At 61.2% G+C, this 23511-nt stretch carries 20 protein-coding genes; 17 read left to right on the plus strand and 3 right to left on the minus strand.

What is annotated here, in order from left to right:
• The first annotated feature begins 229 nt into the window (after positions 1 to 229).
• From MNR01_RS13990 to MNR01_RS14050, 13 genes are all read left to right on the plus strand, one after another.
• Positions 230 to 565, plus strand: coding sequence for a DnaJ domain-containing protein (locus MNR01_RS13990; protein WP_241918376.1), 336 nt, complete (start codon positions 230 to 232; stop codon positions 563 to 565).
• A gap of 126 nt (positions 566 to 691) precedes the next feature.
• Entirely contained in the window at positions 692 to 1369 is a 678-nt protein-coding gene (gene rpe, locus MNR01_RS13995; RefSeq protein ID WP_241918377.1) for a ribulose-phosphate 3-epimerase, read from the plus strand.
• Positions 1366 to 1839, plus strand: coding sequence for a ribonuclease E activity regulator RraA (gene rraA / locus MNR01_RS14000; protein ID WP_241918378.1), 474 nt, complete (start codon positions 1366 to 1368; stop codon positions 1837 to 1839). Before rpe ends, rraA begins: the two co-directional genes overlap by 4 nt.
• 348 nt (positions 1840 to 2187) lie before the next feature.
• Positions 2188 to 3678 carry an anthranilate synthase component I gene (trpE, locus tag MNR01_RS14005; protein ID WP_241918379.1) on the plus strand — a complete coding sequence of 497 codons (1491 nt, stop codon included), beginning with the start codon at positions 2188 to 2190 and terminating at the stop codon, positions 3676 to 3678.
• Between the two features lie 214 nt (positions 3679 to 3892).
• Positions 3893 to 4594: a hypothetical protein gene (locus MNR01_RS14010; protein ID WP_241918380.1), complete on the plus strand. Its 702-nt coding sequence runs from the start codon at positions 3893 to 3895 to the stop codon at positions 4592 to 4594.
• A gap of 230 nt (positions 4595 to 4824) precedes the next feature.
• Positions 4825 to 5007 (plus strand): hypothetical protein, encoded by a 183-nt coding sequence (locus MNR01_RS14015; protein WP_241918381.1) that lies wholly within the window; start codon positions 4825 to 4827, stop codon positions 5005 to 5007.
• A 96-nt stretch (positions 5008 to 5103) separates the two neighbouring features.
• A complete protein-coding gene (locus MNR01_RS14020; protein ID WP_241918382.1) occupies positions 5104 to 5781 on the plus strand; it encodes a response regulator transcription factor in 678 nt (225 codons plus the stop codon).
• A gap of 5 nt (positions 5782 to 5786) precedes the next feature.
• Positions 5787 to 7163 (plus strand): HAMP domain-containing sensor histidine kinase, encoded by a 1377-nt coding sequence (locus MNR01_RS14025; protein WP_241918383.1) that lies wholly within the window; start codon positions 5787 to 5789, stop codon positions 7161 to 7163.
• Between the two features lie 412 nt (positions 7164 to 7575).
• A complete protein-coding gene (locus MNR01_RS14030) occupies positions 7576 to 8799 on the plus strand; it encodes an integrase arm-type DNA-binding domain-containing protein (RefSeq protein ID WP_241918384.1) in 1224 nt (407 codons plus the stop codon).
• Entirely contained in the window at positions 8796 to 9596 is an 801-nt protein-coding gene (locus MNR01_RS14035) for a hypothetical protein (protein ID WP_241918385.1), read from the plus strand. The genes MNR01_RS14030 and MNR01_RS14035 overlap by 4 nt, the downstream gene beginning before the upstream one ends.
• Positions 9597 to 9929: 333 nt before the next feature.
• A complete protein-coding gene (locus MNR01_RS14040; protein ID WP_241918386.1) occupies positions 9930 to 10343 on the plus strand; it encodes a hypothetical protein in 414 nt (137 codons plus the stop codon).
• Positions 10336 to 11439 carry a DNA-primase RepB domain-containing protein gene (locus MNR01_RS14045; protein ID WP_241918387.1) on the plus strand — a complete coding sequence of 368 codons (1104 nt, stop codon included), beginning with the start codon at positions 10336 to 10338 and terminating at the stop codon, positions 11437 to 11439. Before MNR01_RS14040 ends, MNR01_RS14045 begins: the two co-directional genes overlap by 8 nt.
• A gap of 290 nt (positions 11440 to 11729) precedes the next feature.
• On the plus strand, positions 11730 to 12074 hold the full coding sequence (locus tag MNR01_RS14050; protein WP_241918388.1) for a hypothetical protein: 345 nt from the start codon (positions 11730 to 11732) through the stop codon (positions 12072 to 12074).
• A 103-nt stretch (positions 12075 to 12177) separates the two neighbouring features.
• On the opposite strand, the gene MNR01_RS14055 is transcribed toward MNR01_RS14050, so the two are convergent.
• From MNR01_RS14055 to MNR01_RS14065, 3 genes are read right to left on the minus strand one after another with little or no spacing between them, the layout of a single operon-like run.
• The gene (locus tag MNR01_RS14055) at positions 12178 to 15342 is read right to left on the minus strand and encodes a DEAD/DEAH box helicase family protein (RefSeq protein ID WP_241918389.1); all 3165 of its coding nucleotides are present in this window, start codon (positions 15340 to 15342) and stop codon (positions 12178 to 12180) included.
• Positions 15339 to 17087 (minus strand): DUF262 domain-containing protein, encoded by a 1749-nt coding sequence (locus tag MNR01_RS14060; RefSeq protein ID WP_241918390.1) that lies wholly within the window; start codon positions 17085 to 17087, stop codon positions 15339 to 15341. The genes MNR01_RS14055 and MNR01_RS14060 overlap by 4 nt, the downstream gene beginning before the upstream one ends.
• Positions 17084 to 19813 (minus strand): site-specific DNA-methyltransferase, encoded by a 2730-nt coding sequence (locus MNR01_RS14065; protein WP_241918391.1) that lies wholly within the window; start codon positions 19811 to 19813, stop codon positions 17084 to 17086. Before MNR01_RS14065 ends, MNR01_RS14060 begins: the two co-directional genes overlap by 4 nt.
• A 163-nt stretch (positions 19814 to 19976) precedes the next feature.
• Between MNR01_RS14065 and MNR01_RS14070 the strand changes: the two genes are divergently transcribed.
• The 4 genes from MNR01_RS14070 to trpD all read left to right on the plus strand — a co-directional run bounded on the left by MNR01_RS14070 (position 19977) and on the right by trpD (position 23510).
• Positions 19977 to 21059 (plus strand): XRE family transcriptional regulator, encoded by a 1083-nt coding sequence (locus MNR01_RS14070; RefSeq protein ID WP_241920635.1) that lies wholly within the window; start codon positions 19977 to 19979, stop codon positions 21057 to 21059.
• A 29-nt stretch (positions 21060 to 21088) separates the two neighbouring features.
• Positions 21089 to 21649 (plus strand): hypothetical protein, encoded by a 561-nt coding sequence (locus MNR01_RS14075; RefSeq protein ID WP_241918392.1) that lies wholly within the window; start codon positions 21089 to 21091, stop codon positions 21647 to 21649.
• A gap of 154 nt (positions 21650 to 21803) precedes the next feature.
• Positions 21804 to 22397: an aminodeoxychorismate/anthranilate synthase component II gene (locus tag MNR01_RS14080; RefSeq protein WP_241918393.1), complete on the plus strand. Its 594-nt coding sequence runs from the start codon at positions 21804 to 21806 to the stop codon at positions 22395 to 22397.
• 66 nt (positions 22398 to 22463) lie between these two features.
• Positions 22464 to 23510, plus strand: coding sequence for an anthranilate phosphoribosyltransferase (gene trpD / locus MNR01_RS14085; protein ID WP_241918394.1), 1047 nt, complete (start codon positions 22464 to 22466; stop codon positions 23508 to 23510).
• The last annotated feature ends 1 nt before the right edge of the window (position 23511 follow it).

Genomic DNA, 23511 nt, shown 5'->3' on the forward strand with positions numbered 1-23511 from the left:
CCATCAGCCTTGATGCCAGCCTTGATGCCAGCCTTGAAGCGCGCGACTAACGCGCGCGCGCGGACAGGGCCGGCCAGTGTACGCCGGCTTGGCACGGCGTGCAGGTACACTGGCGACCGGTCTGGACACCGGCCTCTGGGGCACGCGCTTCTGCGGCGCGGGCCTCTGGGGCGCGGGCCTCTGGGGCGCATGTTCGGGAAAGGCGGCCGCCAGGGCCGCGGGGAGGACGATGAAACGCTGGTACGGCAAACTGCTGGGCTTCTTCGCTGGAGCCGCCCTGTTCCGCACCAACCCGCTGTTCGGCGCCCTGGTGGGGCTGCTGATCGGGCATGCCTTTGACATCGACTGGTTCAGGCTGCGCCGGGACAACCCCTATGCCGCCCTGGGCCTGACCTCCGATGCCTCCGACGCCGAAGTCGACCAGGCCTACCGGCGGCTGATCTCGCAGTACCACCCCGACCGCATGGCCGGCGCGGCCGCCGAGCTGCGCCAGCAGGCCGAGTCCAGGGCCCGCGAGATCAACCAGGCCTACGACCGCATCAAGTCCCTGCGCCAGCGCAGGTAAGCCATTCCCCCTCTCCCTCCTGCGGAAGAGGGCCGGGGTGAGGGCCGAACGGCCAGACCCCTTCCAGTCCCCCGGCCTTCCCCCGAACACAGGGGAACAGGCAGACTCCAGGCAACAGGACATCCCATGCAATCGACCGTCATCGCCCCGTCCATCCTTTCGGCCAACTTCGCCCGACTCGGCGAGGAGGTCGACAACGTGCTCGCCGCCGGCGCCGACTGGGTCCATTTCGACGTGATGGACAACCATTACGTGCCCAACCTCACCATCGGCCCGCTGGTCTGCGAGGCGCTGCGCAAGCACGGCGTGACGGCGCCGATCGACGTGCACCTGATGGTCGAGCCGGTCGACCGCATCGTTCCGGATTTCGCCAAGGCCGGCGCCAGCATGATCAGCTTCCACCCGGAAGCCAGCGCGCACGTGCACCGCACCGTGCAGCTGATCAAGTCGCATGGCTGCCAGGCCGGGCTGGTGCTCAACCCGGCCACGCCGATCGACGTGCTGGACTGGGTGCTCGAGGATCTCGACATGGTGCTGCTGATGTCGGTCAATCCGGGCTTCGGCGGCCAGAGCTTCATTCCCTCGGCGCTGGAAAAGCTGCGCCGCGTGCGCCAGATGATCGACCGCAGCGGCAAGCCGATCCGGCTGGAGATCGACGGCGGCGTCAAGGCCGACAACATCGCCGAAATCGCCGCGGCCGGCGCCGATACCTTCGTCGCCGGTTCGGCGATCTTCAACGCGCCCGACTACGCCGACGTGATCGGCCGGATGAAGGCGGCCGTGACAGGAGTCCGGACTGGATGAACACCTGCGACCTGTGCGATCTCCATGACGCGCAGGTGCGCGTGCTCGACCTGCCGCTGCGCGATTTCGGCGGCCGCCTGGCCTTCAACGGCCTGGTCAGCACGATCCGGGCCGACGAGGACAACTCGCGGGTGCGCGAGGCCGTGGCCGAGCCGGGGCAGGGCAGGGTGCTGGTGGTCGATGCCGGCGGCTCGACCCGCCGCGCGATGCTGGGCGACCTGCTTGCCGCCAGGGCCGCCGAGAACGGCTGGGCCGGCGTGGTGGTGTTCGGCGTGATCCGCGACAGCGGCGCGATCGGCGGGCTCAACCTGGGCGTCAAGGCGCTCGGCGTGTGCCCGCGCAAGACCGACAAGCTCGGCGAAGGCGAGCGCGATGTCGACGTCGAATTCGGCGGCATCCGCATCCGCCCGGGCGACTGGCTGTGCGCGGACGAGGATGGCGTGGTCGTGGCCGATACCGACCTGCGCTGACCGGGCCGCGTTGCCGTCATCCCCGCGTAGACAGCGATCCATGGACGTCGACGCCCGCGCCAACGAAAAGCGGCAAGCCATCACTGGCTTGCCGCGGAAGAATTGGAGGCAATCCAGCCTCCGCCCGTCGTCCCTGATATGGCCTCCCATGTTCCGGATGGACGATGACGCGCATATGACATTGCGCCGGCGACATGCACCGCGTTCATCAAGCCAGTAAAGTAGGGGCGATGAACCGCGCGCCGACGACAATCCGGGCGATCCCGAAGTTCCTTGCTGCCGGCACGGGCTGGCGATGGCGGCTGCATGCCGTCGCGACCACCCCCTCGTCTTCCAAGGAAACCTTGCGTGACCTCTCCCGAACAGTTCCAGCAGCAGGCCGCTGACGGCCACACCCGCATTCCCGTCGTACGCGAGGTCCTGAGCGATCTCGATACGCCGCTGTCGGTCTACCTCAAGCTTGCCGACGGCCCGCACACCTACCTGTTCGAATCGGTCGAGGGTGGCGAGCGCTTCGGCCGCTATTCGATCATCGGCCTGCCGGCACAGCGCGTGTATGCCTTTGCCGGGCACACGCTGTTCGTCACCGAGGACGGCGAACTGGTCGAAAGCCGCGCCGTCGACGACCCGTTCGCCGAGGTCGAGCGCCTGCGCGCCGCGCACAGCGTGCCGAAGATCCCCGGGCTGCCCGGCTTCACCGGTGGCCTGGTCGGCTGGTTCGGCTTCGAGTGCATCCAGTACATCGAACCGCGCCTGGCCGGGCCGGAAAAGGACGGCACGCACAAGCCCGACGAACTCGGCACGCCCGACATCCTGCTGATGCAGAGCGACGAGCTGGCGGTGTTCGACAACCTCAAGGGCCGGCTGTACCTGATCGTCCATGCCGACCCGCAGGAGCCGCGCGCGCTGGCCCGCGCCAACCGTCGCCTCGACGAACTGGTGCATCGCCTGCGCCAGGGCGGCCCGGGCTATCCGGAGACGCTGGAAGGGCGCGCGCTGGACGAAACCGATTTTGTTTCCGGCTTCACCCGCGAGGGCTTCATCGCCGCGGTCGAGAAGTCCAAGGAATACATCCGTGCCGGCGACATCTTCCAGGTCGTGCTGAGCCAGCGCCTGTCGGTGCCGTTCCAGGCGCGGCCGGTGGACGTGTACCGCGCGCTGCGTGCGCTCAATCCATCGCCGTACATGTACTTCCTCGATGTGGGTGGCACCCAGGTGGTCGGCAGCTCGCCGGAGATCCTGGTACGCCTTGAGGACGGGCAGATCACGGTGCGGCCGATCGCCGGCACCCGCCCGCGCGGCGCCACGCCCGAAGAGGACGCCGCGCTCGAGGCCGAGCTGCTGGCCGACCCGAAGGAACGCGCCGAGCACCTGATGCTGATCGACCTGGGACGCAACGACGCGGGCCGCGTGTCGGAGCCCGGGACGGTGCAGGTGGGCGAGCAGTTCGTGATCGAGCGCTACAGCCACGTCATGCACATCGTCAGCGAAGTCACCGGTACGCTGAAACCTGGCCTGAGTTATGCCGACGTGCTGCGCGCCACATTCCCCGCCGGCACGGTCAGCGGCGCGCCGAAGATCCGCGCGCTGGAAGTGATCCGCGAGCTGGAGCCGATCAAGCGCAACGTCTACGCCGGATCGATCGGCTACCTGGGCTGGAACGGCGATGCCGACACGGCCATCGCCATCCGCACCGCCGTCATCCAGGACGGACGCCTGCACGTGCAGGCCGGTGCCGGCATCGTCTACGACTCCGACCCCGCCAAGGAGTGGGAGGAGACGATGAACAAGGGGCGCGCGTTGTTCCGCGCCGTGGCGGAAGCGGCCAAGGGATTGTGACGCGCGTCGCGCCCCGGTTCGCCCGACTCGATTCATCTTCGAAAATTGTGGTTCGCGCTGTCCTCGATGGCGCGATCACAACGTTTTATTCACAAGCGAACCGGTATTCACTGGTTGTGTGATGAGTGGTCGGCGGATCGGTCGGTAAAGGCCTTGGGGATGCAGCCCAGGGGACTCACATCAACGGGAGCAGGCCAACGGGCAGGAGGCGGCGATGCAACTCGTCCAGGACAACCTCGTTCAATCCCGGTTTTCGAACACGTTCCCGCGTACGGTGGAAATGATCTGCCCGAACTGCCTGAAAGAGGCGGTATTCGAGGCCAAAACCTGGCAGGAGCACGGGCGGCAACTGGCCGCCAGCGAACTGACCTGCGCCCGCTGCGAACTTGAGGTGCTGTTCGTGCAGTTGCTCGAAGCCGACAGCACGCGCAAGGAAGGCGGACTGTTCTGCTACCCCGGCCCCGCCGGTCGCGAGCCGATGTCGGGCGTAGAACACCTGCAGTCGCTGTCGCCGCCGCTGGCGCGCAGCTACGAGTCCGCGCTCAAGCTCTACAACCGCGCCGAGTGGGGCGCCACCGCGCTGACCGTGCGCCACCTGCTGGCCGGCCTGGCGGCGAAGTTGCTGGGCGAGGAAAAGCGCGACCAGTCGCTGACGCAGAACCTCGAGGCGCTGCCCAGGGAGACCGACCTGTCCAGGCCATTGCAGGACATCGCGCAGCTGCTTGCACCCAGTGGCACGTTCGGCCGCCAGTTCGAGGACGAAGCGACGATCGACAAGGTCAGCGCCGACCTGCTGCTGGAGCTGGCCGAGCAACTGATCTCGTACCTGGTGGTGTTGCCGGGCACGATGACCGACCTCAAGGGCCGCATCGCGACCGCGCCGATTCCGATCCGCAGGGGCAGCGGCGTGGGTTGAGCCGCCCGGCTGCAGTCCCGGCAGGCGGTCATCGCAGACCACGTCATCCCGGCGAACGCCGGGATCCACTTTGGCCTTGCCCCGGCCAACATTACCAATTGTTCATGCTCCGGAAAGATCGTCGAGAGGCGCGTGCGCGCAATCTGATCCTGCGATGGGGAGCGACCCCACCGACAAGAGAGATTCCCACAACGTACCTCGTCAACGTACCCACCTGGAGTCACATCACCATGAACATCCGCAAGCCTCTGTTCGCCGTTGCCCTGACCGCGCTCGCCGGTTCCGCGCTCGCTGCCCAGCCGGCCACCACGCCCGCCGCGCCGGCCAAGACCTCCGTCAGCAAGCACAAGCACGCCACCAAGGCCGAGACCAGGAACGCCAACCAGAGCAAGCCCGGCGAAGCCAAGAAGTAACCGTCCCCCTCCCCGGAGCCCGCATGCGAGCGGGCGGATACCCCGTCGAGCCGCTTCGACGGGGTATCCTTTTTTTCGTTGCCGGAGCCGAGCCGCATGCGAGTCCTGCTGGTTGAAGACGATCCCCACACCGCGGCCTTCATCGTCAAGGGGCTGCGCGAGGATGGACACGCCGTCGATCATGCCGGCGACGGCAGGCAGGGCCTGTTCCTCGCCACCACTGAAAAGTTCGACGCGATCGTGCTCGATCGCATGCTGCCGCTGGTCGATGGCCTGGTGCTGCTGCAGACGCTGCGGGGCGCCGGCAATCCGACGCCGCTGCTGCTGCTGACCGCGCTGGGCGAAGTCGAGCATCGCGTCGAAGGCCTGCGCGCCGGCGCCGACGACTACCTGGTCAAACCGTTCGCCTATTCGGAACTGAGCGCGCGCCTGGACAGCATCGTCCGTCGTGTCCGCGACGGCAGCGAACGCGAACCGACCCGCCTGCGCGTGGGCGACCTCGAACTCGATCTGCTCGGACGCGGCGCCCAGCGCGGCGACAAACACATCGAGCTGCAGCCGCGTGAATTCCGCCTGCTCGAATACCTGATGCGCCAGGCCGGTCGCGTCGTCACCCGGACGATGCTGCTGGAAGCGGTCTGGGACTACCATTTCGATCCGCAGACCAACGTCATCGACGTGCACATCAGCCGGCTGCGGCAGAAGATCGATCACGGCTTCGAGCATCCGTTGCTGCATACGGTGCGCGGTGCCGGTTATCGGCTGGGCGAATAGCGCGCATGAAGATGCGATGGCTGCGCTCCACCAGCACCCGCCTGGCGCTGGCGGTGATGGTCTCGTTCCTCGCGGCGTTCGTGTTGCTCGGTGCGGGCGTGTACCTCGCGGTGTCGACACTGCTGCTGCAGGACGCCCGCGAGCTGGTGCGCACCGATGCCTCCGGCCTGGCCGAGGTGTATCGCGACAGTGGCGGTGCCGCCCTGGCGGATGAGTTGCAGGCGCGCATCGCCGCACCCGAGGACCCCGACGCGGTCTACGCATTGTTCAACCGTGGCGGCCGTGCGGTCGTGGCCACGCCAGGCCTGCAGCGCCCTGCCGCGGGTAGCGCGCGCTGGCTTACTTTCGATGCGGCCGACGCCGGCGATGGCGATGGCCACCGTCGCGTGATCGCGCACCTGCAATCATTGCCTGACGGCAGCACGCTGCTGGTCGGCCTGCGCCTGCATTCGCAGGACCGTTTCCTGGCGCTGATGCTGCGCACGGCACTGGTGGCGCTCCTGGTTGCGGCAACGCTTGGCGCACTGGTCGGCTGGCTGACCTCGCGCTGGGTCTCGCGGCGACTGCGCAGCCTGGATGCCACTGCCGAGCGCGTCGGCGGTGGCGAACTGGCGCTGCGGGTGCCACTGGACGACAGCGACGATGCCTTCGATCGCCTGGCGCGACGGTTCAACGGCATGCTCGACCGCATCGAGGATCTCCTCGGCGGCGTCCGCCACGCCACCGACCATATCGCCCACGACCTGCGCACGCCGTTGACGCGCCTGCGCAATCGCCTCGAGGAACTGCGCCACCAGTCAGGCGAGCCCGGGCGCGATACGGCCCTCGACGCCGCCGTGGCGGAAACCGACCAGCTGCTGCGGACGTTCGCATCGCTGCTGTGGCTGGCCCGCATCGAGGCGCAGGCGCCGGCGCAGGACGAGCCGGTGCTCGACCTGGCGGCGCTGGTCGCCGATGCCGTCGAGCTGTACATGCCCAGCGCCGGCGAACGCGGCATCCGCCTGCAGGCACACCTGCAGCCGGTGCAGGTGCGCGGCGACCGTGACCAGTTGTTCCAGACGCTGGTGAACCTGCTCGACAACGCGCTCAAGTACGCCCCGGCCGACAGCGCGGTCGAGGTGAGCCTGCAGGCAACGGCGCAGGGCGCACTGCTGCAGGTCGACGATCGCGGCCCGGGCATCCCCGAGGCAGAGCGCGAGCGGGTTTTCGATCGTTTCCAGCGCTTGGAGTCGCACCGCGGCTCGCCCGGCAGCGGCCTTGGGCTGAGCCTGGTGCGCGCGGTCGCCCACCGCCACGGCGGCCGCGTGGTGCTGCTCGACCGTGCGCCGGGGCTGCGCGTGCAGCTGCTGCTGCCGGTGGTGCGCGGCAACCAGGCCGGGTAGGCGGGCGGGCGTCCGGCGGCGCATCCGGGCCATGCGGACGCGGAAACGGGGCTTCGTGCGACCGTCGGGCCACCGGCGCAATCGCTGCAGGCGCGGCGGCGATTGACTCAGGCCGTTATCATGGGGTTCCAGCGCCGGCGACAGCGCCTGGGAGACGGTTCGATGCGGGCGTCACTGCCCGCCGAGGCCCCAACCTGATTGATGCACACGGAAAAGGTCGCGGTATGGTCCTGATGATCGATAACTGTCATTACCGTTCTGAGCGGTTCCAAACAGTTCGAGAATCAGCAGCTCATTCTTTATAAATCAATTAGATGGAGTTCCAAATGGTTCCAAGCAGACTTGGGCCATTCACTGGGAAACCGGGTACTAAACCGGGTATAATTCGGGGCGCGAATCATCGGGGCACCCTATGGCTAAGAGGCGGACGGATTCCTTCTTTCGGAACGAGAAGGCGGCTGACAAGCCGCGAAAGGTCGCCGACTCCAACGGTCTCTATCTGCTGATTCAGAAGAACGGTTCAAGGTTCTGGCGCTACCGGTACAGCATCAACGGACGCGAGAGCGTCGTCGCTCTTGGCGACTACTCAGAGATGAGTCTTCAGGCGGCAAGAGAGGCACGAGACGCCGCTCGCAGGCTCGTGAAGCAGGGAATCAATCCCGCTCAGCATCGCAAAGCCGCCAGAATCATAGCGTCCGACCAAGCTGCGAATACATTCGAGGCGGTCGCTCGTGAATGGATTGAGCAGCATCGCAAGGACTGGACCCCGTACTACTTCAAGCAAGTGAGTACAGTCCTCGAACAGGACGTCTTCAGCAAGATTGGCGGTTTGCCCATTCGAGAAGTGAAGTCAGCTCACTTGCTGGCAATCCTCAAAGAAGTCAGGGACCGGCCTGCGCCCACCATTGCGATACTGATTCGGCAATGGTGTTCGGCGGTGTTTCTCTACGCGATTGCCACTCTTCGTGCCGACAATGACATCGCTGCTGCCGTCAAGGGCGCCGTCAAGAAGCCGAAGACACGGCACAAGACGCCACTTTCTCCCGCTGAAATTCCGCTCTTGATGGAGCGGGTAGAGGCGGCACGGGGGACCGTTCAGGTCCAAACGGCGCTCCATCTTCTCCTTCTCACCTTTGTACGCCCGGGCGAACTTCGGCAGGCTCAATGGTCTGAGTTCGACTTGGATAGGGCCTTATGGGCAATTCCAGAGGCTCGGATGAAGATGCGCGAAGCGCATGTTGTGCCGCTGTCCACTCAAGCAGTTGCGTTGTTGCGGAAATTGCGAGCGGTCAGTGGGTCCAATCCATTGCTATTTCCCAATGTTCGCGACCCGCATCGAGCGATGTCACCAACGACACTCAACCGAAGTCTTGAGCGGATGGGGTACGCCAAGGTGTTCTCAGCTCACGGCTTCCGAACAACCGCGTCCACCCTGCTCAATGAGATGGGCTTTCACCCGGATTGGATTGAAAAGCAGCTCGCGCATGATGAGCGAAATGCGAGTCGGCGACATTACAACCGTGCGAAGTACGTGCAGGAGAGAACGAAAATGATGCAGGCGTGGGCGGACTACCTAGACGGTCTGCGCAGCGGAGACGTTGTCATTCCCATCCATGCGGGACGTCGGCCCGCATGAGATTCTCCGCAAGAACTCCAAAGTGGGTCAAAGACGAGTTCGAAGCGATATCTGCTGAGTCGTCATCAGATATCCAAGAAATTTTGCGAAAGGTTCTGGATGCTCCCTCGGATTTGAGCGGGCCTGTATGGCGTGGCCTCGAAAAAAGGGCAATGCAACATCGACTGGGGTCACTTGGAAAGCTCGATGTCCTCGCCAATAGCGTCCGTAAGGGGTTGAGACCCCGAGTAGGGGACGCGCTGCTCTCCCCAAAAGAGAAGCTGGCAAAAGCAAATCGACTTGCTCGGGCCGCGAAGGAGTTCGCAGAGGCTTGGCGGGACATCGGTCCGCTTACGCACGGGCAAGTCGCAATAACCCTTGGCGGAAGGGTGGGCATGGCGGCGTCTGAGATGCTCGGCTTGATTGAGCCGTATGCCAGTCGCTGGCGCGAGCGAAAACTCGGAGACGATACCGTCTGTGCATCGGAGCGAGTGCTGCTAGATGAGGCTTTTCGGCGGATAGACGTAGTAGCGGATGCGGTCGCGGAAGGGGCGAAAGTTTGGGCCCGTACGAAAGCACCTCTCGACAAGCCCAATCATCAGAATGCGGACAGACTTTGGTTCATTCGAGTGGTAACGGAATCATTCGTCTATCACTTCGCCTCCCCGATGAGAGAAGAAGTCGCGGCCCTTACAAAAATTTGGTTTGGCGATAGCAAGCTGACGGCAAATACGTTGAGCGAAATTGCCAGCGTCGAGGATGCCGAAGCCGTGAGATGGCCGTCTCGCCTCAGTCAAAAACGACCCCCCTCGAAATAGCCCTAGATTCAAGCCATTCTGTAATCCATAGCCTATGTCAACCACTCCACAACTACGGAGTGAAGAGGACATACGCATGACAAGCACAATGACTGAAGCGGTTGTCTGGCCTCTGGTGCCAGCCTGTGCCGCCAATGGAATCAGCAAGACACACGCTTTCAAGCTCGCGAAGACTGGTGAACTGGAAACGGTACTCATCGGGTGCCGGCGGTACGTGGTCATGGACAGCTTGAGGTTGCTGCCATCCCGAATGACCGGTTCGAAGTCCAAGGGGGGCGCACGATGAGCTGGAGCGACTTCTGCACAGACGAGCTAGACGCAGCGAGATTACACATGACCTGCATCCACGAAGCAGGGCATGCAAGTGTCGCTCGACATCTTGGTTGCTCAGCTTATTGGCGGATATTCGCGTTGCCGGAAGGGACGTTCAATCCCGAAACGGAGCATCGATGGTTGGGCCGAACTTGGAGTGACGCGGGCGCGTTGGGCATGCGTGCCGAACGCAAGATTGGACTGGCTGGTGTTATTGCCGAGCACTTGTTCGATGAGCCGGACGCTAGCGCACTCAGCATCTATGACTACATCGGCGATGAAATTCTCATGCCGAGCTTGTCGGACTGGGACATGATGGCGGGGTATAGCTATCGTGACCTCTGGGAAACTGTGCGGCTCGTTCGGAAGTTGATGCCCCGTATCCGGGCGGAAGTTGATTGCTTCCTCAATGATTTCGGGGTGTCCTATGGATAAGTCCCCCGCATTGGAAGTGCAGCTTGACGTGGCGAAGAGGTTTCTTTCTACCCTTGCGCCGGAGGGGGCCATTACGTTCCAAACGCTGTGCACTAACAAGGACGCCGTTGCAACGAATCAACAGATGGCGTGGCGATTGAATCGCACAAAGCATGGCTCTCTCGCTGAGCATGCCGCGACTCTGACTCGCTTGAATCAGAAAGGTGCGTGCGTCTTTGTGATGGTGAACCTTGGGGACGGCAAAGGAAGGTCAGCGCAGAACGTAATGAAGGTCCGCGCAATCTTTGTTGACCTCGATGGTGCACCGATTGACCCGGTGCTTGCTGCTGCGGTTCCGCCCAGCATCACCGTGCAGTCCTCTCCGGGCCGATTTCACGCGTACTGGCTGGTGAAAGGAATGCCGGTGCGAGACTTCAAACCCGCCCAGCAGGCACTGGCTGACAAGTTTGGAGGCGACAAGGCCGTATGTGATGCGCCGCGCCTCATGCGTTTGCCCGGCTTCATTCATCAGAAGCGTGGCCCAGCGGCCGTGTCAGAGGTCTTGTCCTGTCATCCCGAGCGGATTTGGGATTGGCCCGCACTCGCGGATGCATTGGAGCTGCCTCGCGGAATGTCACTTCCGGAGCGGATTCCTGAGGGTGAGCGCAACAACAGGTTGTACAAGCTGGCAGTCGTATCCAACAAGCAGGGCATTCCGAAGGCCGAGCGGCTGCGTAGCTTGCTCACCTTAAACGCAGAACGGTGCAAGCCGCCGCTATCTGAAGATGAGGTGGAAGGTATCGTGGAGCGAGCGTACAAGGCTGCGCCTGATGGGAAGCTGGAAGTGCCGCTCAGTCTTCTCACAAACCCCCAGTTTCTGGAACTGGGCTGGGGTGAAAAGCTGTTGCTGTTGCTGACCTACCAACGCGTTCTCGGACGCTCCGAGGCGGAGTTCGCGCTGCCATGGAATGACTTCAAACAACACTTTCCGCGCGAGAGGACCTTTGGGACTTTCAGAAAGAGGGTCGTGGATGCGGGGTTTCTGAAGGTGACGCGAAACGCAACTAAACCGAAAGATGGAGCAAAGCCGAAGCCTGCGTTGTACAGGGTGGCATGAGACGGGGGCGCCAAGCGCCCCCGCTCTCGTTCCGATTCACTGGCGCTGACCGCCAGCTTGAGGCTTTCAGCCGAACCGGGGGAAACGTTAAAAGCATATGCTTTTCAATATGGTGAATTAGGTGCACACAAAGGAATGAAAGGAAGAGCTAAGGGAGGAACGGAATTGCAGTTGAATCACCATGATTTATGTGCAAGCTGAGCCTCTTCGCCTCGCATGGTGTCGTCACTAGAGGGATTCATGAAAGACGTCGTAGCAGATAAATATCCATACCAATACATGGAGCTGCTATGAAAATTGAAGATATCACTGGTAACAACTTGGGTAGTTCGATGCGCGGTAACTATGCGTCGAGCGCAACAGTCAACGGCTACAACACGAAGCGCAATGCGGCCCATCCGGAAGTCGCCGAACTGCTGAATGCCCGGCTAGCCAACATGCTGTTCAACTGCCGGTCGCTGGCACGGGACGAAATCGAGCTAGCCAAATTCATCATCAATACGCTGGATTTGGACCCGCACTACATCCCAAGCGACACATTGCTCCAAGCAATCCGGTCCATCAACAACAGGCTAACCGGCAACAACAAGCTTGCCGGTGACAGCCCGTTGCATGGCATCGTTCGCACCGCCTGATAAAAGCGAGACGTACAGTGCCGGACCATGGCTTGGCACACGGCGGAAGCACAATATCCCGGACTCTCGACACACGCCGTTAGTGCCCATTGAGAAGACTCGGTTACCCAGTCTTCCGTTGGTTTGTCAGAGAGTGGATGAGCTTCAACAGGTCCGGAGGTTGGCGGACGAGATGGTAGGACCAACGGCCAAACCGACCTTCGTTGTTGACGGCATTGCACCAACGCTCCGCAGCGGCACCTTTGATTTCAGCGTCACCAAGCTGGCCCTTGATTTCGATGATGAGTCGTTCCCCGGACGTCAGCTCCACGATGAAGTCGGGGAGATAGCTACGCCGAACACCGTCCTTCCGGTAAGGGATGACGAAGCCGAGATGGTCATTCTTGACCCAGCGTTGGACTTCCGTGGCGGCATCCAAGGCGGTGGCCGCAGCCTGTTCCCATGTCTTCGTGTCGGTGACGATGGCATTCAGATGGCACTTCGCGGCGGGCCAAGGCTGGCGACCCGTGTAGAACTCCACGAATCGCGTTGTGCGCTCACCGGCAGGGCCGGGGGTTATCACCGGACGCTCGTTGCTCCGACCGCTCTCATCGACCGATTCAAGGGCTTCTGTGAGCATTCCAGCAGCTCGAAGGAAGTAGGGGTTCAACGCCACATCTTGAGGTGCGCTATTCCCTCGACACTCCACCTTGCTCATTAGGAACCGCTGGGCGTAAGTCAAGAGTTGAGGGAATAGGCGGTGGGTCGGAATCGTATCGCCGCGCTCCTGCTGCCACTGCTGCGCCACGACCTTCGCTAGGGTGAACGCAACCTGCTGTAGCCTCACGCGGCTTCGCCACTGGTCGAGGGTGACCACGGACGATTCACCCGGGCCGTACGCTGCTAGCGCACCATCCACTGTCGTCAGTCCCTTCATCAGGGTGACATCCGGAACCTCCATGGGGTCCAGCACGAGCGTGGGAACCTTGGACCAGTCCACGACCAGACGAGTCACTCCGGGGTCGGTGTAGCCCTCCACGACCGGGAAGCTGATTTCGTATTCCGACTTCGCAGGGACCGCATAAATCTGGTTGGCAGGGGGGGAGGGCGGTTGTTGCGCTCCCCCTTCCACCTTGAAGGGAATCAGCTCAAAGGGCACGCCGAAGACCTTGGCGGTCTCCTCGCGGAAGAACCCCGTAGCTTCATCCACGGCATAGGAGGTACGGCGCAAGGCGCGTCCAACGACCTGTTCACAGAGCAACTGGGAGCCAAATGGACGCAGTCCCACTACATGGGTAACCGTCGTGGCGTCCCAGCCCTCAGAGAGCATCGCGACGGAAATGATGCAGCGCACATCGCGGCCGGGTGGAACACTCGCATCTATAGTGACCAACCCGTTGTCGTCGTCTTCGAGTGCCTTGTGATTGTGCTTGTCAACTAGAGCCGCGTACTCCTCCGGTACCTGATGGCCCGGCCAAGCGGTCTTGCCAATAGTCTCTAGTACGAACCTGAGGCGTCGAGCTTCGTCATTCTTGCCACCACCTTCGGCGATGTCCTCGGCGACCTTGCTGTCCACGCGCACCGTCCATTCGCGTCCCGGTGCACTGCGAAACTGCTCCGGTGCAGCGCCGTAGAGGCTGTTGCCATTGGCTAGCCAGTCGTGCAGTTCTTTCGCCAAGGCCGTGTCTCGGCAAACAATGATGAAAACCGGCGGCACATTGGATTTGCGATGCCCTGCCGCGTACTGCGCTTCCCATTCCGCAGCAGTCTTGCGCCACTCATCCGCGAGCTGGGTGATGGGTTGGGTGGCGTAACGCATCAGTACATCTGGCGTCAGCTTTCCGCTATTGCCGTCACCCTCTGCCATCTCCTGCACCCAGCGCCAAACGTTGAAGTAGGCGGGGGTCTCGGTGCCGCCGATGTCTTGCGTCGGGAGCTGCGGAATCTTGACCAGTCCAGCCTCAATCGCCTCTAGCAGGCTGAAGTCAGAGACGACCCATGGGAATGGCTTGCCGACTTCATTGCCGCTGCCTTGGATATAAAAGGGCGTGGCGGACAGGTCAACGCAAAGGCGGATGCCATTCGTCTTTCCGCCTAGTGCCTTGTTGATGCGGTCCAAACCTTCAATCCAGACAGTGGCCTCTCGGGCGTCTGCTTCTGCGGTCTCCTCATCGATGGCGAACGCGTCGTCAGCGTCCTGCTTGCCACGTCGGTAGGCATGATGGGCCTCGTCATTCATCACGAGGATGGATGTGCTGCGGCCCTTACGATTGCCAAGTACACGGCGCAGGAACGCAGCGTCGCTCTCGAAATAGCGAGTCTCGCGAACATCGAAGCCGACCAGCTTGCCCTTTGGGTCCCGTAGCTCGCTGACAATCTCAAACGCGCCGGTGACACTCTGTTGCCTCACATCGGCTTCGGACAGGTTGAGCTTCCCACCCAGCTTGATGGTACGGACCCTTTCGACCGGAACGCCACGCTTGACTACTCTCGCGGTAACGCCGTTGACGTCGCCCAGTTCGCGACGCTCAAGGTTGTGCCAATTGGTAATGAAGACTTCACCGCGGCGCAGGTCAGGCATGCGGTGCAGCGGTACCAGTTGACGAGTTCGGTAGAGGCTGAGTTCATCAAGATTGGGGTCGAGTTCCCGCAGCCGGTCACGAATGGTGACGTTGGGGCAGACAATCAGGATGGTGTCCGAGTATGCGGCTGCCTGAGGTTGCGAGACCTTGTTGAGAATGGACCACGCAGCGAGCATGCCCATAACTGTGGTTTTGCCGCTGCCTGTCGCCATCTTGAGCGCGTACCTGACAAAGGCTTTATATCCTTCGGCCTTTGCGTCGTCCCCCGGCTGGTCCATGGGAACCGCAACGCCCTGCTTCAGGTCTTCAGGACCTTCAACCAGAAATAGCACCGACTCGACCGCTTCAAGCTGTGCGAAAAAGAGTCGCTGCGAACGGTCCGGGGAGTGCCATAAGTCCAGCAACTCACGAGTCACTTTGGTGGCACCGGAGTAGTCTCTCTCCCGCCATTCCTTCAGGCGCAGGCGAATCAGATTCGCTAGGTCGAGTAGGTACTCGTTTCCTTTCGATGCATCCTCGAAGAGCGCAGCTTGCTGCTTACCCTTACGGCCACGGGCGGCGCGGTCGGGGACGCGAAAGAAGTAGGACGCTGCGCGTCGGCCGACGCGCTTCTCCGGCTGCTTGGCTTCCTCGATGTGCCAGTGGTGCTTTGGCTCATCGTAGGGCGAGTTGATGATGGGCGCTTCTACCGCGTTGATTTGGCTCATGCGGCGACCTTTTCCGGACTCGTCACATTCTCGGGATTCACGGTCTTGTTGCAGATTTCCCAAATCTTTTCCGCACGCGAATCACGGAAGGTCCGATAAGTCACTGGGTCGAACGCCATGGTGCTAGGGGCGGCCGAGTAGGAGTCTACGAGGAGGTGCTTCTCGATTGGGGTTCCTGCGGTCTTCAGTCGGCCAAAGTAGTCCGCAGGAAGCTCCGCCCGCTTGCGGATGTTGTCGGTAGCGCCAACGAACCGGAAGTTACCAATAGTATTCACTTCACTGCTGGGAAGACCGAGCTTCGTGAGCAGGGCATGACGGGGATAGATGTGGTCGATATGAGGCTCGTTGCCTTTGAATTTCACATCAAACGGCGAGCCGCCCATCTGGTCTACATAGACTAGGTTGAGAAGGATGTAGCGAAGCCTGCTCGTGTGGAGGTGAGTGTCCCTAAGCTCCGTTTCGTTCCCCCGGCTACGGAAGAACGTCTTGACTTCACCCATGGGAAAGCCGATGGGGCAGGCGATTCCGACAATGGAATGGAGTCCGTTGATAACGGAGTCCGTGCTCTGCGAGTACCACCCAAACATCTGCGCTTTGTAGTGATAGGCACGCATCAGCGCCTTGCTACGTTCGTTCGGCTTCGGGTTCGAGTACAGGTAGTCAAACAGGGGTATGAAGCTGTTGTAACTGCGAATGACCTTGTCTGCGTACACCTTGAGGTCTGACTTCAAGAAGTCGCGAAGCTCTTGAAACGCCTGCTCGGCTCGCTCCCAGCCTGCCTTCATTTCTTGTAGCAGCTTTGCGCCGTCTTCCCCGCTGAACTTCTCCGGCGAGGCTTCAGCACCACGCCCATGTACAACGAGCAGGCACTTCAGTGGGAACGATTTGTCGAACTCCAAGTTCGTGCTGTTGAGGAGTTCCGTCGTCTCCTCAATGGCCTCTTCAATCTCGTCCCAGCCTTCCTTCATGGCGGCAAACATGAGGTCAGATGCGTCCAGCTTGGTTCCGCCAGAATTCACGCGGACGAAGATGTCCAGCACTGTTCGGTATGGGTACTTGTTGGCAACGCCGTCAAGTTCTTGAACCCAAAAATGCTTCTCCTCGCGCAACAGGGAGACAAGTTGCGCGAAATTACGACGAACTAGTTTTTGGCGTGCCTTCTGCTCTTCGTCTGTTGGTCTCTGTGCTACTGGCAAGGCTGCGTCGAAGATGTCCAGCAAATCGTTGGCGCTTTCGGACAACTCCTCGGCGTTCTTCTGTGAGTCCTTCCCCAATAGGTCGGCGACTCGGTACCAAGGGGATGGCACCGGTGATGTCGAGAAGGTAAGTGAGTAGCGCAATCCTGAGTCGGCAACGACATCTCCGCTGGTGATGTCGAAATAAGCTTCAGCCCGTTCCTTGCCCTCGGGCTTGATTGCGCCAGCGAAAATCGCAAACAGCGTCTGTAGGCGCTGCTGACCATCTAGGACGAATACCTTTTCGTGCCCTTCTTTGCTCACGTTTGGCTCGTAGTGGTCGCTGAGGTCAGCGTCCCAGTCCACAACCTTCATAAACTGTCGCGCTTTGATTTCGTCCTTGGTGCGCCAGAAGAGAAGAGTTTGAATGGGGTAGTTCCGCATGAGACTGTCGAAGAGCTTCGCCATCTGCTCCTCTTCCCAGACGAATGGACGCTGAATATGCGGCAGGTACAACGATGAATTGATGTCTTCGATGAGGCGGAACAGCGTCTTCGCTTTGTAGCTCATGCTTCGACCTCCAACACGCGCATCAGTTCGTTGCCCCGTTCGTCGATGACCTTGATGGCTATGCGTCTCGAATCGCCGGGCACGAAAGACTCACTGACGGTGCCTGCGAGGTGTTGCCAGACGGACTCATCGAAATCCGCTTTGAGCGACTTCTTGAGGTTGTCCCACGCGGAGGTCTTCGGGAAGAACACCTGCGTGGCGTAAAAGCTCATTCCGTTGTAGTCCGTATCCAACATCCACGCGGGGAGGTTCTGGCCCTCGATGGCTTCCTGTTCCATCGTTGCCGGGTTGAAAATATCCAGTCCCTTGAGTTCCACTTCATAGAGGGGGCAATTGTCTTCGTTCTTCTTGCCTGTCTTTCGCGCCACCGCATCGGGAAGGCCAGTGATTGAGAAGATTTCACTTGCTCGGCTGGTCTTCAGTAGGTCACTCATGGCGACATCCGGAGTGACAGTCACGTAAGTGCAAGGAATTCGAAGCTTGGAACGGTCTTCGAGTAGTTCACGTGCCTTGGCCTGAATCGCAAAGCCAAAGAAGTACAAGTGGTCATACTTTAGGAAGTAAGCCTCACGTGCTCCCTCAAAAACGACCCCAGACGAAATTGCTCCGTCTTCTGGACCAAAGACGATAGCGATTCGATGTCCTTCTATATCCTGTCCTTCCGCATGGAGAATGTCGCTGTCCGCCATGCGTCGAATGTCTGCTAGCACCAGCTCTCGGTTTCCCGGAAGTCGTAGCGTCTTGGATTGGCGCAGCACTTGGGTCATTCGCTCGATGTGGGTAGCGGAGTCCCCATAGGCGGTAACGGGTTGTGCGATATGGTGGGCGTCATCGTCGCTATGTGGCGCTTGGGCGTCTTCCAGAATTTGGGCGGGCGCGACGGTTGCTTCGACAACGAACGGACCTGTGACACGCACAATGCCTGTATTTAAGTGCGGTCTATCAACCAAGACTTCCATTGCCGGTGAATCGTTATTGGCAATCGCCTTCAATGTGATGTGGGGTGCAAGCCCCCCAATCTCTTCCCCCTTTCGATTCTGCTTGCGCTGATAAACGAAGCCGCCCTGCGGGCCGGCCTGCTGGTCTTTAAGTTCATAGTACGGGTAGGTCGCCGTTAGCAGGCGCTGGCGAGCCAGTGCTATCGGTACGCGTGAGGTGTCGCAGGTAATCCAGCGCCGCCCCCATTGCTCAGCAACATATGCGGTTGTGCCCGAGCCGCAAGTTGGGTCAAGGACGAGGTCGCCCGGGTCGGTACACATCAGCATGCAGCGTTGGACGACTGTGGTTGCTGTTTGAACAACGTAGAGCAAGCCAGTACCAATCTGGACAGAATCCCATCGGTCGCTAATTGGAACGAATCCGAAGTCGTCGGCGTAGCGTTTGTACCGCAAGCGGGTACCTTCAATCACAACGCGCTTCTGCTTAACGAGCTGGTCTAAGCCATCCTTGCTTGTCTTCCAATGGCTGTTGCTCGCGCACGGGTAGTCTTTCCCTTGGAAGTGGTACGTAAAGCTTCCACGGTCGGAAGCGCCATCACTGAATAGGCTGGTTGGGCGGAAACGTCTGCCTTCTGGAATTTCGGCGTCGCCTCGGATTTGAGCGGCAGAGAGTCGCTTCACGCTGCCATCGAAAAGCTCGATGTGGTCGTATCGGTCGAGAGACTTGTCGCCTTGGACCCGGGGTGTATAAAGCTGCCGATACTTTAGCGTGCTTATGTCTTTTGCATACCACACGATGAAATCTAGTGTCGTTGCAAGTCGGGTACCTGCTTGGCTACCTGTTTTTTGCACAGCGATAATTGAACAGAAGTTAGCGGCGCCAAAAGTTTCGTCCAAGACGCTTCTGACATGATGTAGGTTCACGTCGGATATCTGCACAAAAACACTTCCGCTGGAATGAAGTAGTTCTTTCGCTAGTCGGAGGCGGTCGCGAAGATATGTCAGGTAGGAGTGGAGGCCAATTTCCCACGTATCTCGGTATGCCTTTACGGTTTCGGGTTCGCGGGTCATATACTCATCCCCGCCGTGCTTTACGTCTCGCTTGCGTACAAAAGGCTGAAAATTCGAGCCAAACTTCACGCCGTAGGGCGGGTCGATATAAATCATCTGGACTTGGCCGCCCAAACCCTCGAACTCCAACAGGGAGTTCATGATTTGAAGGCTGTCGCCCAACACCATGCGGTTTTGCCATGGACCCTTGTGCTGGTATGCGTCCAGCTTGTCGGTGACGTCTAGTTCAGCGTCGCCGAACATGTCCAACGTTGTGCCCTTCGCCTTGCGTTCCCTGATGCCATCGAGAATCGCCTTCGTTGAATGGCGCTCGTGAATGAACATCGGAACGGTGGGCACGTCAATCTCGTGCCGTTCCGCTTTGCCCGCCCAGTTCAAGAAAGGCTGGGACAGGGATTGCAGTAAGTTGGCGGCCGCTTGCAGAGATTGAACCCGTACGCTGCCGCCTGCCCAGACTTGGGCCTCAGCGAAAACTGCGTCACCTTCTGTAGCACATCGTTGCACCAAGCCGATGAGCCATTCGGCCAGCTCGCGGTCACGGTTCTCATCCCAGCTCAGTGCAGGGTCAAGGCTGCTGTCGAAGCGATACGTCTTAGGGGGCTTCCGCGCCTGAAACTGGTCTTGGACCCCGACGTCCGGACGTTGGGTCGCCTCTTGCTTGTGCAGGTAGTCGGTCGCTTGGTTGCGACTGGTCGCTTTCGTCCGCTTGGTAGCCAAAAAGTTCTCCTGCTTCCCCTATGCCATGCTTCGAGGATATCAGCGGACCTGAACGGAAGGCGGCCTGCTCGGCCAAAAGTTGATGGAACTTGATTTGCCCAAAGACCTGAGATACGCTCTCAGGATGGCTAAATCCCTACGCATAGATGCAGTGTCTGGGAAGATGCAGGAACGGGGCTGGACTCAGGCCCATCTAGCGCAGCAGATAGGCGTCAGCAGCCAAACCGTGACCAACTGGTTGAAGGGGCGTGACTTCCCTCGGCCGAATGCGTTGTTGAAGCTGGCTGTGACGTTGGGTCTTGGGTTCGAGAAGCTGGTTGATACTGGCGACCCCACTGAGCCGGTTATTGCCTTCCGTAAGAAGGCAGGCACAAAGACCACCGACCATCACATCAGCAAGGCCCGTGGCATGGGGCATTTGCTGAAGCCGTTGGTGCCTCTGCTTCCAGACACGAGACCGCTTCGCACACTCATTACATCGCCGGTTTGTGAGTACGGCCAATTGCGTAAGGCCGTCGAGCAGACCCGTGCAGAGCTTGGCATCGGTCAGCATGCGGTGCTCTCGTACAGCCACTTGATTGGCCAGTTCCTGCGGAACGCAGCCATCCTAGTGCCGGTACTGTGGGGCAAGAAGGACCGGCACGAGAACGCACTTCACATTCGTCTTCCTGAGGAGGATGTGACCTTCGTGTACCTCAATCTCGACGTGAGGTTGGAGGACTTCAAGTTCTGGATTGCGCATGAGCTGGCGCACGTCTATACGCCAGAACTGGCCGGAACCGATGAGGGGGAGGACTTCGCGGATGCATTTGCGGGTGCGCTTTTGTTTCCCCACGAGTGCGCGGAAGCTGCTTATCGCGAAGCAGTTGGTAAGCCGCGGAGTGGGCTTATCACGGCGTTGACCCGATATGCGCATCAGCATCAGGTTTCGCTCAACACAGTGCATCAGCAGGTCAAGCGTTATGCCAAGAATGCGGGCCTGCCGCTATTGTCCGTGGAAGACAGGACTATCCATCAAGTCCGCAACCGTGGAACGGGGGCAACGGTAAGCGAAGCCCTCTTCGACCCATTGCCTCCGGATGCAAAAAAATACATCTCTGTGGCTAGCTCGGTTTTCCAGTCCGAGTTTTTCATCGCGCTGGAAAGATTGGTCAAAGAGCGAGGCGTCGGAGCGGGCTACGTACAGCAGGTGCTGGATGTTCCCTTGAAGGACTCGGTGTCCATCCATAGGGCACTGGCCGTTTGACACTAGTTCTGCTCGACACAAACGCCTACTTGCGTCTGGCCAAGCGGGTCAGGCCGATGTTGGGCGTGGCGTTCGGCTCCAAGGCATACGTGCTGGCCGTGCTGAAGGATGTCGAGGACGAGGTTCACCGCAGCGCGACGCTCCGATTCAAGTTCCCTTGGTTCGATGAGCAGGTACTGGCCGAGGAGCGGCTTGCCGCGAGAATGCGGCTGACTTCTGAAGAGAAGGCCAGCATCGACGTGGCGGCGGGGGTGCTTCGGGCTTCTGTCTTGGCGGACCCGTTGCGGTTCATGGGAGGCGGCGGCTCCCCGCCCAGCCCAGTGGATTGCCGCGTATTGGCACATGGCTACGTCAGAGAGTGCATCGTCGCTACGGACGACCTGAGCATGCACAAGCTGGCAAGCGAGTTCGACATCCGCGTTTGGCACGGGTATGAGCTGCTGAAGGCATTGCTCAACGCTAAGGCGGTCGATACGGCGCTGGTCAAAGAAATCTATGACGCCTTGGAAGCCAATGGCGACCTGCCTGCAAGCTGGCGGGCGGCGCGGAATATCAAGTTCTCCAAGATATTCGGTGGCGCCAAGAAGTAGTCAGGCCCGCTTAGTCCTGCGTGGTCATCGGGGTATCCTTAGGTCAGCCGCGTCACACCTCCCCGGGTACTAAAGTAAAAACCGGGTACCTAATCGGGTATCAGCCCTAGGATTACCGACGGGCCTCTTTATAAATCAAGGGGTTGCGTAGCATATGCTGCTGATGATCGACAACTACGACAGCTTCACCTACAACCTCGTGCAGTACCTGCAGACGCTCGGGGCGGAAGTGAAGGTGGTCCGCAACGACGAGCTGAGCGTCGCCCAGATCGAGGCGCTGCAGCCGGAGCGGATCGTCGTTTCGCCTGGCCCGTGCACGCCCAACGAGGCCGGCGTGTCGGTGGACGTGATCCGCCAGCTCGGCCCGCGCATCCCGATCTTTGGCGTCTGCCTGGGCCACCAGAGCCTGGGCCAGGCCTATGGCGGCGATGTCATCCGCGCAAAGCGCATCATGCATGGCAAGACCTCGCGGATCCGCCACGAAGGCAAGGGCGTGTTCGCCGGCCTGCCCGACGGATACGAGGCCACCCGCTACCACTCGCTGGTGGTTTCGCGCGAGACCCTGCCCGACTGCCTCGAGATCACCGCCTGGAGCGAGAACTCCGACGACGCGTCCGGCGCGGTCGAGTTCGACGAGATCATGGGCCTGCGCCATCGCGAGTTTCCGGTCGAAGGCGTGCAGTTCCACCCCGAGTCGATCCTGACCGAGCACGGCCACGCGCTGCTGAAGAATTTCCTGGAGCGTTGACCGCCGGGCAACCGGTCCCTTTCAGTCCCACCGTTCCCGTCGCAACCGAGTATCTGGCAGCCCCCCATGCCCATCACCCCGCAAGAAGCCCTGCAGCGCACCATCGAGCATCGCGAGATCTTCCACGACGAGATGGTCGAGCTGATGCGCATGATCATGCGCGGCGAAGTCTCGCCGACGATGACCGCGGCGATCCTGACCGGCCTGCGGGTGAAGAAGGAAACGGTGGGCGAGATCGCCGGTGCCGCCACCGTGCTGCGCGAGTTCGCGCGACCGGTCGAGGTCGCCGATCGCACCGGCCTGGTCGACATTGTCGGCACCGGCGGCGATGGCGCACACACCTTCAACATCTCCACTGCCAGCATGTTCGTCGTCGCCGCGGCCGGGGCCAAGGTGGCAAAGCATGGCAACCGCAGCGTCTCGTCGAAGTCCGGCAGCGCCGACGTGCTCGAGGCGCTGGGAGCGGCGATCGAGCTGCAGCCCGATCAGGTCGCGCGCTGCATCGACCGCTGCGGCATCGGCTTCATGTTCGCCCCGGTGCACCACCCGGCGATGAAGGTGGTGGCGCCGGTGCGCAGCGAGATGGCGGTGCGCACGATCTTCAACATCCTCGGGCCGCTGACCAATCCGGCCGGCGCACCGAGCATCCTCATGGGCGTGTTCCACCCCGACCTGGTCGGCATCCAGGTGCGTGTGCTGCAGGAGCTCGGCGCCACGCGCGCGCTGGTGGTCTGGGGCCGCGACGGCATGGACGAGCTCTCGCTCGGCGCCGGCAGCCTGGTGGGCGAACTGCGCGACGGCGTGGTCCGCGAGTACGAAGTGCACCCGGAGGATTTCGGCATCGCCATGGCCGCCAGCCGCAACCTGCGCGTCAACGACGCCAACGAGTCGCGCGCGCTGGTCCTGCAGGCACTGCGCAATGAGAACGGATTGCCGCGCGAGATTGTCGCGCTCAACGCCGGCGCGGCGATCTATGCCGCCGGCGTGGCCGACAGCATCGCTGAAGGCATCGATTGCGCCCGCGCGGCGCTGGCTTCGGGTGCGGCCCACGCCAAGCTCGAGGAGTTCGTCACCGCAACGCGAGAGCTGGCCGGCCAGGCCGTGGAGGCCTGAC

Origin of the sequence: Lysobacter sp. S4-A87 (genome assembly GCF_022637455.1) — a bacterium.
Lineage (GTDB): Bacteria > Pseudomonadota > Gammaproteobacteria > Xanthomonadales > Xanthomonadaceae > Lysobacter_J.